The following is a 15,872-nucleotide window of genomic DNA, read 5'->3' on the forward strand; positions in this document are numbered from 1 at the left end:
CTCCTACCATCGGATCGTCACCTGCTTGGGCTCGGCGTAGTGGTCCAGCGCGTACGCCGACATGTCCTTGCCGTAGCCCGACTGGCCGAAGCCGCCGTGCGGCAGCTCGGAGGCGGCGGTCATGTGGTCGTTCACCCAGACCGCCCCGTAGCGCAGCTCGGCGGCGGCCCTCATCGCCCTGCCGACGTCGCGCGTCCAGACGCTGGCCGCCAGGCCGTACGGCACGTCGGCCGCCATCGCGAGGGCCTGCTCGTCCGAGCCCGCCCGCTGCACGGTGAGCACAGGGCCGAAGACCTCCTCCTGCACGATCGGCCAGCGCTGTTCCACCCCGGTCAGGACCGTGGGCGGGTAGGAGGCGCAGGGACCTTCGGGCACGGTCCCTCCCGCCAGGACCTCGGCGCCGGCCGCCACGGCGGCGCCGACGTGGTCGGCCACCCTGTCGCGGTGCTCGCGGGTGACCAGCGGGCCCATCTCCGTCGCGGGGTCGGCGGGCGGGCCGACGCGCAGCGACCGGGCGCTCTCGGCCAGCGCCGAGGCGACCTCGTCGAAGCGCTCGCCCACCACGATCACGCGGGTGGCGGCCGTGCAGTCCTGCCCCGCGTTGGCGAAGGCGGCCACCCGCAGGCTCGCCGCCAGCCGGTCCACGTCGGCGTCGGGGAAGACCACGACGGGGGCCTTGCCGCCGAGCTCCAGGTGGAGCCGCTTCACCGTGCCGGCCGCGGCGACCGCGACGGCCCTGCCCGTCGCGGTGGAGCCGGTGACCGAGACCATGTCCACCCCCTGGTGCGAGGACAGGAACGCCCCCGCCTCCCTTCCGCCGGTGACGACGGTGAAGACGCCCTGGGGCAGCACCCGCGAGGCCAGCTCGGCCAGGCGCAGCGTGGTCAGCGGTGTCTGCCTGGAGGGTTTCAGCACGACCGCGCAGCCCGCCGCGACGGCGGGGGCCATCTTCCACACGGCCATCATGAGCGGGTAGTTCCACGGCGCGATGCCCGCGACGACGCCGACGGGCTCGCGGCGGATCATCGACGTGGCGTCGGGGAGGTACTCCGCCGCCGCCCTGCCCTCGCAGGTGCGCGCGGCGCCGGCCAGGAAGCGCAGGTTGTCGGCGCAGTAGGCGATCTCGCCTGGAGCGCCCGCCATGGGCTTGCCGACGTTGCGCGACTCCAGCTCCGCCAGCTCGGCGGCGTGCTCGGTGACCAGGTCCGCGAGCGCGTGCAGCGCGTCGGAGCGCTCGGCCGGGGTGGTCCTGCGCCACCCGTCGAAGGCGGCGCGGGCGCCGGCGACCGCCCGCTCCAGCTCGGCCGGCGTGGCGCGCGGCACCTCGGTGATCGTCTGCCCCGTCGCCGGGTCGACCACGGCGTCGGAGCTCATCGGCTCTCCCCGCGTACGGCCGCGCAGAGCGTCTCGAAGTTGGCCACGAAGCGCCGCGCGTCCTCCATGGTGTGCTGGACGGAGAGCGTGAACTGCTCGGTCTTGCCCCACGGCGGCAGGAAGATCCCGCCGTTGATCTGGTAGAGCCAGTGGGCGTGACCCCACTGGTCGGCGTAGCGCAGGAAGTCGCGGTAGTTGCGCAGCCGGTCGGCGAAGATCACCGATCCCTTCGCGCCGGCCGAGGCGACGTAGCCGGGGATCTCGTAGCGGGACATCAGCTCGGTGACGCCGTCGGCCATGTGGGCGCGCATCGCGTCGAGGTGGGCGTAGGCGGCGGGGGTGAGCACCTCCGTGAGCACGGCGCGCACCGCGGCCATCGTGAGCGGGTTGCCGTTGAAGGTGCCGACCTGCTGGTAGGTGTTGTCGGCGACCAGCTCCATGAGCTCGGCGGTGGCGCCGATCGCCCCGCAGGGCACGCCGCCGCCCAGGGCCTTGGCCAGGCAGACGATGTCGGGTGTGACGCCGTACAGCTCGGTGGCCCCGCCGGGCGCGACCGCCAGCCCCGTCTTGACCTCGTCGTAGGTCAGGTAGGCGCCGTGGGAGTGGAGCAGCGCCTTGAGCTCGGCGTGGTAACCCTCGTCAGCGGTGATCATGCCGATGTTCATCATGATCGGCTCGATGATCATGCCGGCGACCTGACCCTGGTGGGCCTCCAGCACCCGCCGCACGGCGTCGAGGTCGCCGAACGGCACCACCAGCGTCAACTCGACGACCTCGCTGGGGTAGGCCGGGCCGAAGGCCACCGAGCGGGGCGCGTCGTCGGGGCCGATGTCGCCGTCGGCGGAGTAGGTGGAGACCTGCACCGAGTCGTGGTGGCCGTGATAGGAGCCCTCCACCTTGATGATCTTCTTGCGCCCGGTGGCGACGCGCATCAGGTGGACGGCGTCCATGGTCGCCTCGGTGCCGGAGTTGCCGAAGCGCCAGACCGGCAGGCCGAAGCGCTCGCGCAGCAGCCTGGAGACGGCGATGAGGTCCTCGGTCGGCTGCCCGAAGTGCGTGCCGAGGCGCGCCCTGCCGGTGAGCGCCTCGACCACGGCGGGGTGGGCGTGGCCCGCGAGGCCGACGCCGAAGCCGCCGTGCATGTCGACGTAGTCGTTGCCGTCGACGTCGCGGATGCGCTGGGCCCTGCCGTACTCGATCCAGATGGCGCCGGGCACGGAGTCCTGCCAGGAGGAGGCCACGCCTCCGGCCAGGGTCTCGCGAGCGCTCTCGCGCAGCTCGAACGAGCGGCTCATCCTGGAGACCAGGAGACCCTCCTGCCGGGCGATCAGCGAGTCGAGCGTGTCGAGATCTCGGGTGTGCCGCACCAGGGCGTGCGTCATGGCTGTCCCCTTCACGTCCGGAAGCTATCGATTGATAGCTTGCAGGACGCCCACGGACGGACACAAGGGGGTTCAGCTATCGATCGATAGTGCCTCGCGGGAGTAGCCCATGGCGTGCGCCGCCAGTCCCCGCCGGTCGACCCCCGGCACGCCGATGACGATCTGGGTGCTGAACCCGTCGAGCATCGCGCGCAGCCGCACCGAGAAGGCCTCGGCGTCGAGCGGGGCGAACTCGCCCGCGGCCACACCGCTCTCCACCAGGCGCACGAGGTCCTCGTGCCAGCTCCGGTCCAGGTCGGCCTGGGTCTCGCGCAGCTCGGGCACGGCGATCGTGCGACTCCACACGTCCACCCAGAGCAGCCAGCGCGGATCGGCGGCGCCCGTGGGCAGATAGAGGTCCACGTACGCCGCCAGCCGCTCGATCGCGGGGGGCCGCACGCCCGACGAGCTCACGCCGCCTGGGCGCGAGCCTGTCCTCGCTCCAGCGCAACGTCTCCAGCAGCACCTGATCCTTGCTGCCGAAGTAGTAGAGGATGTGGCCCCCGCTGGTGCCCAGTCGCCTGGCGAGGCCGGCCATCGTGAGCTCGGCCAGGCCGTTCTCGGTGATCGCGGCCATGGCCGCCTCAAGCATCTGCTCCCGCGGGCGATCCAGCCTGCGACGCTCCCGTGCCATTGCTCACCTTGCGATAACGGTCGTTGACATGTCTTGACGGACCACAGTACGGCAGTGCATTTTGAATGCCATTCAATACTTTGAACGGCATTCAAAGTCCGTTCCGAGGAGTCCCGATGATCCAGCCGCACACGGCGCCCCCCTCCGCCCCCGCCCCTCCGTCCCTGTCCAGGGTGCTCGGCCTGTTCGGCGCGGTGCTGCTCACCCTGTCGTGCATCACCCCCGCTTCCTCGCTGTTCATCATCGTTCCCGAGGTGCTCGCGGGGCAGGGCTCGGGCGCGGTGCTCACGCTGCTGGCCGGCGTGGCCGTCTCGATCGCCGTCGGCTGTTGCTACGCCGAGCTCGGCACGCTCAAGCCCAGCTCGGGCGGCGAGTACGCCATGGTGACCGCCATGCTCGGCCGTCTGAGCGGCTGGCTCACCTTCGGCCTGTCCATCACCCTGCTGATCGTGATCCCGCCGGTCATCGCCCTGGGCACCGCCGACTACCTGAGCGACCTGTTCGCCGTGGACAGGGCGCTGGCCGGCGCCGTGGTCATGCTGGCCGCCACCGCCTTCGCGGTGCTCGACATCCGGTCGAACGCGCTGATCACCGGCGTCTTCCTGGCCATCGAGGTGCTCGCCGCCGCGGTGGTGGCCTTCCTCGGCTTCGCCCACACCCAGCGCGGCGTGGACGCCCTGGTCGCGCCCGTCGTCCCCGACGGACAGGGCGGCCTCTCGCCGTTCGGGCTGGCCGCGCTGATGGCGGGCCTCACGGTGGCGATGTTCGTCGTCAACGGCTTCGGCACCGCGACCTACCTGGCGGAGGAGATCAAGGACCCGCGGCGCAACATCGCCCGCACGGTGTTCTGGTCGCTGGGACTGGCCGCCGTCGTCATCATCGTGCCGGTGACCGCGACCGTGATGGGCGTCGGCTCCCTCGACGACCTGGTCAACCGCTCCTTCTCCGACTACGTGAGGCAATGGGGCGGCGACGGCGTGGCGACCGCGGTCAACCTGGGCATCGCGATCGCGATCCTCAACGCCGTCCTGGTGATGGTCCTGCAGAACGGCCGCGTCGTGTTCGCCTCCGCCCGCGACCGCGCCTGGCCTGCGCCTGTCAGCAGGGCGCTCACCCGCATCCACCCGCGCTGGGGCTCCCCCTACGTCGCGACGCTGGTCATCGGCCTGCCGGGGGCCGCGATGGCGTGGCTGCTCGACATCGAGCAGCTGCTCGGCCTCACCTCGGTGATCGTGACCGTCGTGTCGCTGCTGCTGGCCGCCGCCGCGCTCCGCTCCCGTACGGCGGCGCACCGCGCGCTGCGCGCCTGGCGGATGCCGCTGTGGCCGCTTCCCCCCCTGGTCGTGATCGCCGCCCTCGGCTACGCCCTGTTCGAGCAGAGCGCCACCGACCTCCTGGTCGGGGCGGCGATCGTCGTGCTGTTCACCGCCTACTACGCCTTCTACCTGTGGCCGCGCCGCGCGACCCACTGGATCGTCACCGCTCCCGAAGACTGAGAGACGAGCTCCTGATGACCGCCGACCTGATCGTCCGCAACGCCCGCATCCACACCGTCGACGACGCCCTTCCCCGGGCGGAGGCGATGGCCGTCAGCGGCGGCCGCATCGTGTGGCTGGGCGACGACGCCGACGCGCCCGAGGCTGCGCGGACCATCGACGCCGCGGGCCGCCTCGTGCTGCCCGGCTTCGTGGACGCGCACAACCACGTGAGACTCGGCTCCGACGCGGCCTGCGTGCAGCTCGCGGGCGCCGCAGACCTGGCCGAGATCGGCCGCAGGATCGGAGCCTGGCGGGCCGCCCACCCCGAGGCGAGGTGGATCGAGTGCGAGGGCTTCGACTACTCCGCGCTCCCCGGCATGCCCACGGCCGCCGATCTCGACCCGCTCACCGGCGACCTTCCCGCGATCGTGTTCAGCTACGACGTGCACACGATGTGGGCCAACACCGCCGCGCTGCGCCGCCTCGGCATCGACGGCGACCACACCGACCTGCCGTTCGGCGTCGCCCAGGTCGACGGGGCGGGAAGGCCCACCGGCTTCGTCACCGAGTTCGCCGTACGCGGCCTCTCCCGCGACGGGCACCGTGCGCTGGCCGCCCTCGGCGTGCCGTGGGCGGGGGCCGACCGGGCCTACACCCGCCTGCTCGACAGCCTCGACATGGCCACGGCGTTCGGCATCACCACGATCGTCGAGCCGCAGAACTCGGTGGACGACCTGGCCCTCTTCGAGCGGGCGAGATCCGAGGGACGGCTGCGCTCCCGCCTGATCGCGGCGCTGTTCCACCCGAGGGGGACCGGCGCAGGCGATCTGGCCGAGTTCGCTCGGGCCGCGGCGACCTACGACGACGAGTGGCTGAGGGCGGGGCCGCTCAAGCTCTACATCGACGACGTGGTGGAGCCCCACACGGCCGCGCTGCTGGAGCCGTACTGCGGGCACGGCGACCACAGGGGTGACACCTTCTACCCGCCCGAGGAGTTCGCGGCCCTGCTGACCGAGCTGGACGCCGCCGGCTTCCAGGCGTTCGTGCACGCCACGGGCGACCGGGGCATCAGAACCGTCCTGGACGCCGTGGAGCACGCCAGGCGGGTCAACGGCCCGCGCGACGCCCGCCACCAGGTCGTGCACGTGGAGTGCCTCGACCCCGCCGACGTGCCGCGCTTCGCCGAGCTTGGCGTCGTCGCCTGCATGCAGCCCAGGCACTGCTCCCCCGACATCGCCGGGCCGGGACGCGACTGGGCGGAGGCGGTCGGGCCGTCCCGATGGTCCAAGGCGTGGCCGATGCGGTCGCTGCACGAGGCGGGCGCGGTCCTGGCCTTCTCCAGCGACTGGAACGTGGCCGAGATGGACCCCATGGTCGGCATCTACACGGCCGTCACCAGGCGAGGTCTCGCCGGAGGCCCGGCCTGGATGCCCGAGGAGTCCGTCGACCGGGCGACCGCGATCCGCGGCTACACGATGGGCTCGGCCTACGCCAACTTCTGCGAGCACGACAGGGGCTCGCTGACGGTGGGCAAGCTGGCCGACTTCACGCTCCTCTCGGAGAACCTGTTCGCGATCCCCGCCGAGGCGATCCCCGGAGTGCGCACGGACCTCGTGGTCGTCGGCGGCGAGGTCGTCCACGAAGGCTGACCTCGTGTGGCCGTGACGCCCACCCCTGAAAGGGTTGGACACCTCCTGCCCTGTGCCTCCAGGCTCGGGGCATGGACGTACCTGATCACGAGCCCCGGCCGTCGAGCCTCGAGCTGCTGGGCCTCCCCGCGGACGCCAGGGTGCTCATCGTGAACAACGACGACTTCGGCATGGACGAGGCCATCAACGACGCCGTCATCGCCTCGATCGAGGAGGGCGTCGCCGCCTCGTGCAGCCTGATGCCCCCGTGTCCGGGAGCGTCCCACGCCATGGACCTGATCAGGCGGCGGGAGATCCCCTTCGGGATCCACCTCACGCTCGTCCGCGACGCCGGCCACTGCCGGTGGGGCCCGCTGACCGCGAAGGAGCACGTCCCCTCGCTGCTCGACGAGGAGGGCGAGCTGTTCACGCCTCCGCGCATCCCCGACCTGCTGGCCGGGGCCCGGCTCGACGAGGTGGAGCGGGAGTTCCGCGCCCAGCTCGGCGCCGTGCTCGACGCGGGCCTGACGCCCACGCACCTCGACTGGCACTGCCTGGCCGACGGCGGGCGCGACGACATCTTCGACCTGACGGTGGCGCTGGCCGACGAGTACGGCCTGGCGGTGCGGGCCTGGCTCGCGCCAGGACGGGAGAAGCTGCGACGGCGCGGGCTGCCGGTCGTCGACCACGACTTCCTGGACAGCTTCTCGCTCGACCTCGACGGCAAGGCCGAACGCTACGCCGAACTGCTGCGCGCCCTGCCGTCCGGGCTGAGCGAGTGGGCCACGCACCCGAGCACGGGCGACTCCGGAGCGATCGACGACGGCCGGCGGGTGCGCACGACGGACCACGACTTCCTGACCTCACCGCGAGCCCGCGACATCATCCGTGAGGAGGAGATCACCGTCATCGGCTACGAACCCCTCCAACAAGCGTGGCTCCAGCGCTGATCATCACCGGTAGATTTGCCCGGGTGGGTCCATAGCGCAGTGGCCGTCGCGCCGCCTTGCCAAGGCGGAGAACGCCGGTTCGAATCCGGCTGGACCCCTCACTTCGCAGGGAGCCCGTAGCGCAGGTGGCCGTCGCGCCTCTACCGCATAGAGGAGGACGCTGGTTCGACTCCAGCCGGGCTCCACCCGAGGGAAGGACAACGTGGACGTCTCGACGATGCTGCGGAGCCTCGGACAGGCGCGGGAGCTGCCGCTGGACGATCCCGACCGCCTGCGCCTCGAGCACGCCGCCCTCGCGCTGGTCCGCGACGGACAGCGCCGCCGCCGCAGGGAACGTGAGCGGTCCGCCGCGCGAACCGACGCGCGAGCCATGGCCGCCACCGCCATGGGAGCACCCGACCGCGTCCCCGACGCGCCCGTCATCCCGCCCGAGAACGCCACCGAGCTCCGGCTGAGCAGGACACGGACCTGCTACATCTGCAAGGCCGGGTACGACCGGGTTCACGGCCTCTATCACCTGCTGTGCCCGGCGTGCGCCTCCGTCAACGCCGCACGCCGTACGGCTCGAACGAACCTGAAGGGACGACGCGCGCTCGTCACCGGCGGACGCGTGAAGATCGGCCACCAGCTCGCGCTCAAGCTGCTCCACGACGGCGCCCACGTCACCGTGACCACGCGCTTTCCCAACGACGCCGCCCGCCGCTTCGCCGAGGCGGGCGACTGGAAGGGCCGCCTGCGGATCATCGGCCTCGACCTGCGTGACCCGCGCCAGGTCATCGCGCTGACCGACCGATTGCTGGAGGCCGGCGACCCGCTGGACATCCTGGTCAACAACGCCGCGCAGACCATCCGCAGGCCCGCCTCCTCCTACGCGGCACTGGCCGAGGGCGAGCGTCCTGACGCCGTCCTTCCTCTCACCGAGCCCCTCGCGGGGCTGCCCGACGTGTCCGGGCTGCTGCCCGACCTGTCACCCGCGAACTCCTGGTCGGCCAGGATCGGCGACGTCGACCCCGTGGAGCTGCTGGAGACCCAGCTGGTCAACGCGGTGGCGCCGTTCCTGCTCATCGACCGGCTGTTGCCGCTCCTGCTCACCTCACCGGCCCAGCGGCGCTACATCATCAACGTCTCGGCGGTGGAGGGCCAGTTCGCCGTCCCCAACAAGACCGGCCGCCACCCGCACACGAACATGGCCAAGGCCGCTCTGAACATGCTGACCCGCACCAGCGCCGCCGATCTCGCGCTGCAGGGCGTGCACCTGTGCAGCGTGGACACCGGGTGGATCACCGACGAGCAGCCCGCACCCGTCAGGGAGCGCCTGGACCGCCGCACGCCGCTGGACGTGATCGACGGCGCCGCCCGCCTCTATGATCCGATCGTGCGCGGCGAGGCGGGTGCGCCCTTGCACGGCGTCTTCCTCAAGGACTACCAGGTGGCGCCATGGTGACGCCCCCTCTTGGCGACCTGCTGGCGTGGCTGCGCGATGGCGAGCCCGTGGCGTGCCGTACCGACTTCGCGGCGGGTTCGGCGATGCCCGACGGGCGGCTCGACCTGTGCAAGCAGGGGCTGGGGCCGTACGGCATGCGCCTGGTCGCCGACGCCCTGCCGGTCGGCGGGCCCGCCCGCCACCTGCTGCTCGGCACCGACGGCCTCGGTGACGAGGGAGCGGAGATCGCCGCGGCGGGCGCGGCCCGTTCGGGGACGGCGACCCTCTATCTCGGCTGCAACGCCATCACCGCCGCGGGGGCCTGCAGAATCGCCGACCGCCTGATCGCCTCGCCGGGGATCGTGCGAGGGCTCTGGCTCAAGCGCAACCCGCTGGGCCCCGACGGCGGCCGGATCGTCGCGGAGACCGTCGACGCGGGCCTGCGCACGATCGACCTGGTCCAGACGGGCCTGGACGCCGCGGGCCTCGCCGTCCTGGTCGACCGTCTGCCGACCGCGGGAGAAGCGGGACGGCTGTTCGTCAGCGGCAACCAGCTGGGCCCCGAGGGCGCCGAGCAGCTGGCCCGGCTGATCGCCAGCGACGGAGCCGAGGAGCTCTATGTCTCCGCGGCCGGTCTGGGCGACCAGGGCGCGTCGGTCGTGGCCGGCGCGCTACGTCCTGGACGGCTGCGGCGCCTGTCGATGGCCAGCAACGGCATCGGCCCTGCCGTACTGGCCGAGCTCGTCGCGGGGGCGGCGCGGGCCGGTGTGGAGATGCTCGACCTGGGACGTGTGCCCGCCGCGGGGCCCCTCCACGCTGCGGACAACCGCCTCGACGAGCAGGCGGCGGCCCTGATCGCCCAGGCGCTGTCGGAAGGGCCGCACCGGCTGGCCCACCTCGATCTGCGCCACACCGGACTCACCAGTAGAGGGGCGCTGCACCTGCTCGCCGGCGCCGGGCGCGCCCTGTCCCCGACGAGGTACACGCTGGGCGGCGGCATCGCCTCCCGGGTGAAGCGCGACCTCAACGAGCTGGCGGCGGCCGTGCCCGGCCTCCGCCCCCATCCTGATGTCGCGGCGGTCCGCAGCGTCCACAGGGGCGCTGATCGCGCGGCCCACGAGGTCAGGCGTCCGTAGGGTCGGTTCATGTCGTCCCCCGACAGGCGCCGTCCTCCTGTTCCCGTTGTCGTCCCCGTCGTGCTCGTGGCCGTGGCGGCTCCTGCAGGGGCTGGGCACGCTGAAGACCGTCACGGCCGATGCCCTTCCCGCCGTGGCCGCGACGGTGCTCTCGGCGGCGCTCGTCGCGCCGCTCGTCGTTCCTGAGGCCTCCCGCGCGTGGTTCGCGCGGCGCCGCTGACGCGTTGCCCGACTCAGTGGCGACGCGAGCGGAACCGCTCGAAGAAGCTCTTGGCCTTCTGCTGGTTGTGCGGGTCGCGGGCCATGCGCTTGGCCTTGTCCATGGTCTGTCTGCCCGAGGGGCTGCGCAGGTACGCGCGCACCCGATCAATGATCGTTGACATGCCCATCCCCTACCCCCCACATTCGCCTCGATGCGCGACGGGACACCGCAGTAGGCTCGATCCGGTGGAGAGCGCTCGAAGGAACGAGGCAGAGCTGCTGGCCAGGGCTCGCGGCGGCGACGCGGCGGCCTTCGACCTGCTGGTCGCCGAATACCGGAGCGAGCTGACCGCGCACTGCTACCGGATGCTCGGCTCGCCGCAGGACGCCGAGGACGCCGTCCAGGAGTCGCTGCTCAGCGCGTGGAAGGGGCTGGCCGGGTTCGAGGGCCGCAGCTCGCTGCGCACCTGGCTCTACCGGATCAGCACCAACGCCTGCCTGCGCATGAGCGCCAGGCGCCCCCGGCGGCTCCTCTCTCCCGACCAGGGTCCCGCGCGGCGAGACACCGCCGATCTGGGCGAGCCTGTGACGGGCCCGGTCTGGCTCGAACCGTGGCCCGACGACGTGCCCGCCGACGAGCCGGACCCGGCGGCGAGCTATCTGCGGCGCGAGGGCGTGGAGCTCGCCTTCGTCGCCGCGCTGCAGCATCTGCCCGGCACCCAGCGCGCGGTCCTGATCCTGAGGGAGGTGCTGGAGTTCTCGGCAGCCGAGGTCGCCCACCAGCTCGACACCACCCCCGCCTCGGTGAACAGCGCCCTGCAGCGCGCCAGGAAGGCGGTCGAGCAGCGCGTCCCCCCTGTGAGCCAGCGGGCCGAGCTGGCCGCCCTCGGCGCCGAAGGACGCCGTGAGCTGGTCGACGCCTTCGTGTCGGCCTGGGAGAGGGCCGACGTGGACGGCATCGTGGCCATGCTCGCCGACGACGCCAGGTTCACCATGCCGCCGCTGCCCGCCTGGTTCGACGGCCGCGCCGACGTCGCCCGCTTCCTCACCGAACGGGTCTTCGCCACCGCGTGGCGGCTGAAGCCCATGTGGGCCAACGGCCAGCCCGCCCTGGCCTGCTACCAGCAGAGCCCCGACGACGGCCGCTTCCTGCTCGGGGCGATCAACGTGCTCAGCCTGCGCGACGGACGGATCACCGAGCTGACGGGCTTCCTCGACCCTGAGGTCCACCGCCGGTTCGGCCTGCCACGAGAGCTGCGGGAAGAAAATGCCGGCCAGTTCTCGCCAGAGCGATGAATCAGCGACGGCCGAGGTCTCTCCCCTCCTGAAGCGCCTTTCACGACAGGAGAGTTCCGATGCGCAAGCTGATCGTCACCAACATCATCTCGCTGGACGGCTACCACGAAGGGCAGGGCAACGACGTGATGGCCCTGCCGATGGACGCCTTCTTCGACTCCCACAACGCCGAGCGGCTCCGCGCGGCCGGCACGCTGCTGCTCGGGCGGAAGTCGTACGAGCTGTTCAGGGACTTCTGGCCGTCGCTGGCCGACGACCCCGAGAAGGTGTCCACCTTCACCGACGACCCCGAGCAGCGCGAGGTCATCCGTGAGATCTCACGCCTCAACAACGCCATCGAGAAGGTCGTCGTCTCCGACGGCCTCACCGCCGACAGGACCGCGCCGTGGACCGCGACCACCCGCGTCGTCGCCCGTGCCGAGGCGCACCAGCGGATCGCCGAGCTCAAGCGCGGGCAGGGCGGCGACATCCTGGTCTTCGGCAGCCGCACCCTGTGGAACGACCTGCTGGCCGCGGGGCTGGTCGACGAGCTGCACCTGATGATCGGCGCGGCCGTCCTGGGCGCGGGCACGCCCGCGTTCGCCGACGGCAAGACGCCGCCGCTGCGCCTGCTCGGCACGCGGTCGCAGGAGGGCTCGGACAACCTCCTGGTCCGCTACGCCGTGGGGTCCGGGGACGAGCGCCGGCGCTGACGCGCCGACGGGATGCCCGCCGTACCGCGACAGGGTGCGGTACTGCGGGCGGTCCGCGCCAGATCTTGCGCCCATCCGGCACAATGAGATCCACGCTCCTACCCGCTCGAAGGCGAGGTCTCCGTCCGCATGCGTCGTGACCGATCCGAGAGCTCCTGATGCGGCGGATTCCGCCCCTGCGATCGACCGATCCCCGGCAGGTCGCCGGGTTCACCCTGCGCGGGCGGCTCGGTCAGGGCGGCCAGGGCACGGTCTTCCTCGGCGTCTCCCCCACCGGGGAGCAGGTGGCGGTCAAGCTCCTGCACGCCGCCTTCGGCCAGGACACCGAGGCCAGACGCTACTTCGACAGGGAGCTGGCGGCGCTGCGGCGGGTGGCGCCGTTCTGCACGGCCCGCGTCCTGGCCGCCGAGCCCGACGCCGACCCTCCCTACGTCATCAGCGAGTACATCGACGGCCCCTCGGTGCAGGACGCGGTCCGCGACCGCGGGGTCATGGCGGGCGCCGAGCTGACCCGCCTGGCCATCGCGACCGCGACGGCGCTGGGCGCCATCCACGCGGCGGGGGTCGTCCATCGCGACTTCAAGCCGGCGAACGTGCTGCTCGCCGCGGACGGCCCGCGCGTCATCGACTTCGGCATCGCCCGCCCGCTCGATGCCACGGCCGCCACGGTCAGCGGTGTCGTGGGCACCCCCGCCTACATGTCGCCCGAGCAGCTGGCGGGCGACCCCGCGGGCCCGCCCCTGGATCTGTTCGCGTGGGCCTGCACGATCGTGTACGCGGCCGCCGGCCGTCCGCCGTTCGGTCATGAGCCGCTTCCCGCCGTGATCAACCGCATCCTGAACGCCCCGCCCGACCTCGGCCCGCTGACCGGGACCTTACGCGCCCTCGTCGCCGCCTGCCTGGAGAAGGACCCGTCGCGGCGGCCGACAGCCCAGCAGGTGCTGCTGGGGCTGATGGACGAGCGGCCCGGCGCCCCGATCCCCCCTCTACCCGGCCCCGTCGATCCGCGGCCGCCCGCGGCCCGCTCCTGGCCCCCCGCGCCCCCGCCACCGGGACCGCCCTCCTGGCAGAACGCCGCCCCGCCGTCCTGGCAGACCTCGAAGCCGCCTGCGGGGCCGCCCTCGACCCGGCCCAGCCGGATGAAGGGCAGGGCGGTCGCCGGCGCGGCGCTCACCGCGGGCCTGGCCGTCCTGACGGTGCTCGCCGTCGTCATCGCCAACGTCATGCGACAGCCGGACACCACCTCAGGACCGACGACCTCGCCCTCCACCGCCACCTCGCAGGGGACGCCCGCGGGGCAGCTGGCCCGCTCGCCCCGCCTCGGGCTGGAGTTCTGGCAGGACGGCGCGCCCAGCCTCCTCACCCTGACCGACCTCGAACGCCCCGTCACCACGGTCGCCATGAAGCGGGCGCCGTTCGAGCTGCGCTTCCCCACCCTCCCCAAGGACACCCCTCTGCAGATCTGCGCGTGGACGGACGCCTCCGTCTTCTCCGTCACCGACGGCGGCAGGACCGACGATCACCCCTGCTTCGCCCCTGGCACCGGCATCGCCGACTACGAGCACGGCTCGGGCACCCTGTACCTGAACAACGCGGGCCACAACCACCTGGTCGGCAGCCGCGTCGCCGCTCACTCCGCCACCCAGGACAAGGTCCTGTTCGCCAGCCTCTTCCACGGCGGCGCCGCATCGCCCGTGGCCCAGCGGCAGGGTGAGCTCTACCTGACCGTCTTCGTCGACCTCGACGGCGACGGAGCCTTCAAGCGGGCCGGCGAGGGCGAGTACGAGTATCTCGTCCTCGACTTCCCCTCCTGATCGCGTGGCACGGCGGGTTGACTCCTCGCGTCCCGGGCGGTGTGGTGGCGGTACCGGGTAACAGAACGAGATTCGGAGGCCGTCGTGCCGATTCCGCGCTCCATCCTCACCAAGGGTGACCTCCCCGACCTCGATCTGCGCGTCGTGCGGGGCGCCTGGCCCTCCGACATCTCGGGCCACCTGGTGATCAGCACCTCCGACCAGCGCACCCATCCCGTCCACGCCTTCTTCGGCGACGGCGTCATGGTCAGGCTGGCCCTCGAGCCCGGCACCGACGGCGCGGCACCCGACCGCTTCGCCTGGCGGCCACGGGTCATCGACACCCCCTCGGTACGGCTGCGCCGCCGCCGTCCCGAGGTGTTCACCGCCACGCGGCTCGGCACCACCTCCCCCTTCGGCACGCTCAACGCGGCCAACACCGCGCCCCTGCCGTGGGGCGACCGGCTCTTCGCCACCTGGGACGCCGGGCGACCTGTCGAGATCGACCCCGTCACGCTGGCCTTCGTGGCGGAGGTGGGCCACCGTGACGACTGGGCGCCCGCGCTCGACGCGCCCGTGCTGCCGCTGATCGCCACGACCGCGCATCCGGTCATCGACCCGGAGCGCGGCTGCCTGTGGTCGGTCACCCGCGACGTCTTCAGCGGCGAGCTGTCGGTCGTCCGCTACGACGGCTCGGGCAGGCACGTCAGGAGATGGAGGGTCGAGGGCGTGAGCTTCCCCCAGGCCACGCACACGATCACGCAGACCCGCGACTGGCTGGTGCTGGCCGACACCGCCTACAAGGTGGACCTGGCCGACGACCGCACGGTGACCAACAACCCCGACGGCCCGCTGGTCCTGGTGCGCAAGGACGACCTGGAGTCGGCGGGCGACGGCGGCGCCGTGCGGGGCAGCGTCTTCAGGCTCGCCCCCGAGGTCAACCACTTCTACGCCGCCTACGACGACTCGGCGGGCATCCGCGTCGTCATGGAGCACACGCCGGGGGTCGACATCGGCATGTACCTGCGGGAGGACGACGTGGACGCCTTCGGCCGCCCGATCGACCCCGCGCTGCGCGGCATGTACTGCCACGGCATGAGCCCCGCGCTCACCACCGTGCTGGAGTTCGACCCCGTCAAGGGGACCGTCACCGATGTGGCCAGGCTGTACGACCCTTCGCGCTACTGGCAGGCCGAGCTGTCTGCCATGGACTGGTCCTTCGAAGGTCAGCTCGCGCCCACGCGCCACCACCTCGTCTTCCAGGGCTTCCACCCCGAGGCGATCAACCAGCGGGCGCTGCGGAACTACGAGGGCAGGGTCGACCCTTCGCTCTTCCCTCGCGAGGAGACGCCCTCCGTGCTCGCCTCGCTGGAGCGCGACTCGCTCAAGCCGCTGTCGGAGTGGGCGTGGACGCTGGAGGACTACCCGACCTCGCCCGTGTTCGTGCCGCGGGCACCCGGCGGCCCCGGCAGGTCGCGGTACGCGGGCCGCGACCCCGGCGGGCACAGCGGGTACCTGGCCGTCGTCGTCCACCATGACGACGGCTTCCGCGTCGAGCTCCTGGACGCCGCCGACGTCTCGCGCGGGCCCGTGGCGGTGCTCGCCCCTCCGGGCGGGGAGGTGATCCCTTTCATGATCCACGGGGCGTGGCTGCCTCGCGCGGTTCCCGCTCCGCGAGACCTCGAGCGTCTCTCCTTCGCCGACGACCTGGACGACAGGCTCTCGAGCCTCGATCCCGGCCTCCAGGCCGCGGCCAGGGCGGTCGCGGCCGACCTGATCCAGGAAGGCGAGCACCACCCTGAGTGAAGTCACGAAAGCCGACCGTGACATTCGCCTGCGCGCCGCC

The 15,872-nt window shown here is 72.3% G+C and carries 14 protein-coding genes, 2 tRNA genes and 1 pseudogene; 12 read left to right on the forward strand and 5 right to left on the reverse strand.

Features of this window, described 5'->3' with window-relative positions:
* Positions 1-3 precede the first annotated feature (3 nt).
* From FHR33_RS08585 to FHR33_RS53210, 4 genes and pseudogenes are all read right to left on the reverse strand, one after another.
* A complete protein-coding gene (locus FHR33_RS08585) occupies positions 4-1,374 on the reverse strand; it encodes an aminobutyraldehyde dehydrogenase (protein ID WP_183645435.1) in 1,371 nt (456 codons plus the stop codon).
* Positions 1,371-2,771: an aspartate aminotransferase family protein gene (locus tag FHR33_RS08590; RefSeq protein ID WP_221241016.1), complete on the reverse strand. Its 1,401-nt coding sequence runs from the start codon at positions 2,769-2,771 to the stop codon at positions 1,371-1,373. Before FHR33_RS08590 ends, FHR33_RS08585 begins: the two co-directional genes overlap by 4 nt.
* A gap of 57 nt (positions 2,772-2,828) precedes the next feature.
* Entirely contained in the window at positions 2,829-3,209 is a 381-nt protein-coding gene (locus tag FHR33_RS08595) for a TetR family transcriptional regulator C-terminal domain-containing protein (protein ID WP_221241017.1), read from the reverse strand.
* Positions 3,210-3,261: 52 nt separating this feature from the next.
* Positions 3,262-3,429: pseudogene (locus tag FHR33_RS53210) on the reverse strand (helix-turn-helix domain-containing protein); the annotation flags it as partial.
* A gap of 116 nt (positions 3,430-3,545) precedes the next feature.
* Here FHR33_RS53210 and FHR33_RS08600 point away from each other — a divergent pair.
* The 8 genes from FHR33_RS08600 (at position 3,546) to FHR33_RS08635 (ending at position 10,264) form a co-directional block, all read left to right on the forward strand.
* On the forward strand, positions 3,546-4,925 hold the full coding sequence (locus FHR33_RS08600) for an APC family permease (protein ID WP_183645436.1): 1,380 nt from the start codon (positions 3,546-3,548) through the stop codon (positions 4,923-4,925).
* 14 nt (positions 4,926-4,939) lie between these two features.
* Positions 4,940-6,556 (forward strand): amidohydrolase, encoded by a 1,617-nt coding sequence (locus tag FHR33_RS08605; RefSeq protein WP_183645437.1) that lies wholly within the window; start codon positions 4,940-4,942, stop codon positions 6,554-6,556.
* Between the two features lie 71 nt (positions 6,557-6,627).
* Positions 6,628-7,485, forward strand: a complete 858-nt coding sequence (locus tag FHR33_RS08610; RefSeq protein WP_183645438.1) for a polysaccharide deacetylase family protein — start codon at positions 6,628-6,630, stop codon at positions 7,483-7,485.
* 25 nt (positions 7,486-7,510) lie between these two features.
* A tRNA-Gly gene (locus tag FHR33_RS08615) sits at positions 7,511-7,583 on the forward strand.
* Between the two features lie 12 nt (positions 7,584-7,595).
* A tRNA-Ala gene (locus FHR33_RS08620) sits at positions 7,596-7,669 on the forward strand.
* Positions 7,670-7,687: 18 nt separating this feature from the next.
* The gene (locus FHR33_RS08625) at positions 7,688-8,929 is read left to right on the forward strand and encodes an SDR family NAD(P)-dependent oxidoreductase (RefSeq protein WP_312895424.1); all 1,242 of its coding nucleotides are present in this window, start codon (positions 7,688-7,690) and stop codon (positions 8,927-8,929) included.
* Positions 8,923-10,044, forward strand: coding sequence for a leucine-rich repeat domain-containing protein (locus FHR33_RS08630; RefSeq protein ID WP_183645439.1), 1,122 nt, complete (start codon positions 8,923-8,925; stop codon positions 10,042-10,044). The genes FHR33_RS08625 and FHR33_RS08630 overlap by 7 nt, the downstream gene beginning before the upstream one ends.
* Before the next feature lie 46 nt (positions 10,045-10,090).
* The gene (locus FHR33_RS08635) at positions 10,091-10,264 is read left to right on the forward strand and encodes a hypothetical protein (RefSeq protein WP_183645440.1); all 174 of its coding nucleotides are present in this window, start codon (positions 10,091-10,093) and stop codon (positions 10,262-10,264) included.
* Positions 10,265-10,277: 13 nt separating this feature from the next.
* Here the strand turns inward: FHR33_RS08635 and FHR33_RS08640 are convergent, their stop codons facing one another.
* The gene (locus tag FHR33_RS08640; RefSeq protein ID WP_183645441.1) at positions 10,278-10,427 is read right to left on the reverse strand and encodes a hypothetical protein; all 150 of its coding nucleotides are present in this window, start codon (positions 10,425-10,427) and stop codon (positions 10,278-10,280) included.
* A 64-nt stretch (positions 10,428-10,491) separates the two neighbouring features.
* Between FHR33_RS08640 and FHR33_RS08645 the strand changes: the two genes are divergently transcribed.
* The 4 genes from FHR33_RS08645 to FHR33_RS08660 all read left to right on the forward strand — a co-directional run bounded on the left by FHR33_RS08645 (position 10,492) and on the right by FHR33_RS08660 (position 15,832).
* Complete coding sequence (locus FHR33_RS08645) at positions 10,492-11,541, forward strand: sigma-70 family RNA polymerase sigma factor (protein WP_312895425.1); 1,050 nt, start codon at positions 10,492-10,494, stop codon at positions 11,539-11,541.
* A 59-nt stretch (positions 11,542-11,600) separates the two neighbouring features.
* Positions 11,601-12,233: a dihydrofolate reductase family protein gene (locus FHR33_RS08650; RefSeq protein WP_183645443.1), complete on the forward strand. Its 633-nt coding sequence runs from the start codon at positions 11,601-11,603 to the stop codon at positions 12,231-12,233.
* Between the two features lie 158 nt (positions 12,234-12,391).
* Positions 12,392-14,047: a serine/threonine-protein kinase gene (locus FHR33_RS08655; RefSeq protein ID WP_183645444.1), complete on the forward strand. Its 1,656-nt coding sequence runs from the start codon at positions 12,392-12,394 to the stop codon at positions 14,045-14,047.
* An 84-nt stretch (positions 14,048-14,131) separates the two neighbouring features.
* The gene (locus FHR33_RS08660) at positions 14,132-15,832 is read left to right on the forward strand and encodes a carotenoid oxygenase family protein (protein WP_183645445.1); all 1,701 of its coding nucleotides are present in this window, start codon (positions 14,132-14,134) and stop codon (positions 15,830-15,832) included.
* Positions 15,833-15,872: the final 40 nt, after the last annotated feature.

This window comes from Nonomuraea dietziae (assembly GCF_014195505.1).
GTDB classification, from domain to species: domain Bacteria; phylum Actinomycetota; class Actinomycetes; order Streptosporangiales; family Streptosporangiaceae; genus Nonomuraea; species Nonomuraea roseola.